General features: G+C 61.5%; 1 protein-coding gene. It reads left to right on the forward strand.

Annotation, left to right across the window (positions count from 1 at the left end; genetic code table 11):
• Positions 1 to 994, forward strand: a 994-nt coding sequence (locus tag EDI28_RS25895; protein ID WP_233353523.1) for a VCBS domain-containing protein, incomplete at both ends; no start/stop codon positions are given.

The raw sequence follows: 994 nt of genomic DNA on the forward strand, positions 1-994 counted from the left end.
CCTCTTAATCGCGAGTTCACCGTGACCACGGCCGATGGCACCGAGCACACCGTCACTGTCACCATCAACGGCAGCGATGATGGCGCTATTATTACTCCAGCGACACCGGATGCCGATGCCGGCACGGTGAAAGAAGATACTGTGTTGACCACCGGCGGCAAGCTGGACGTGGCCGACCCGGATGCGGGCGAGGCGGTATTTGATGCCGAGACCGTCACCGACGGCAATTTCGGGACGTTCAAAATAGGTACTGACGGTACCTGGAGCTACGCGCTGAACAACGGTTCGGCCGAGGTGCAGGCGCTGACCGAGGCAAGCGATCCTCTTAATCGCGAGTTCACCGTCATCACGGCGGACGGCACCGAGCATACCGTCACTGTCACCATCAACGGCAGCGACGACGGTGCGGTTGTTACCCCGACCACACCGGATGCCGATGCAGGTACCGTCAAGGAAGATGCCGTGTTGACTACCGGCGGCAAGCTGGACGTGKCMGACCCGGATGCGGGCGAGGCGGTGTTTGCGGCCGAGACCGTGACCGACGGCAACTACGGGACGTTCAAGATTGGTACAGACGGTACCTGGAGCTACGAGCTGAACAACGGTTCGGCGGAGGTGCAGGCACTGACCGAGGCCAGCGATCCTCTTAATCGCGAGTTCACCGTCACCACTGCCGACGGCACCGAGCATACCGTCACTGTCACCATCAACGGCAGCGACGACGGCGCGGTTGTTACCCYGTCAACACCGGATGCAGATACCGGCACCGTGAAGGAAGACACGGTGTTGACCACCGGCGGCAAGCTGGACGTGGCMGACCCGGATGCGGGCGAGGCGGTGTTTGCGGCCGAGACCGTGACCGACGGCAATTTCGGTACGTTCAAGATCGGTACAGACGGTACCTGGAGCTATGAGCTGAACAACGGTTCGGCAGAGGTGCAGGCGCTGACCGAGGCAAGCGATCCTCTTAATCGCGAGTTTACCGTCACCACGG

This window comes from Photobacterium chitinilyticum, assembly GCF_004104355.1.
GTDB classification, from domain to species: Bacteria; Pseudomonadota; Gammaproteobacteria; order Enterobacterales; family Vibrionaceae; genus Photobacterium; species Photobacterium chitinilyticum.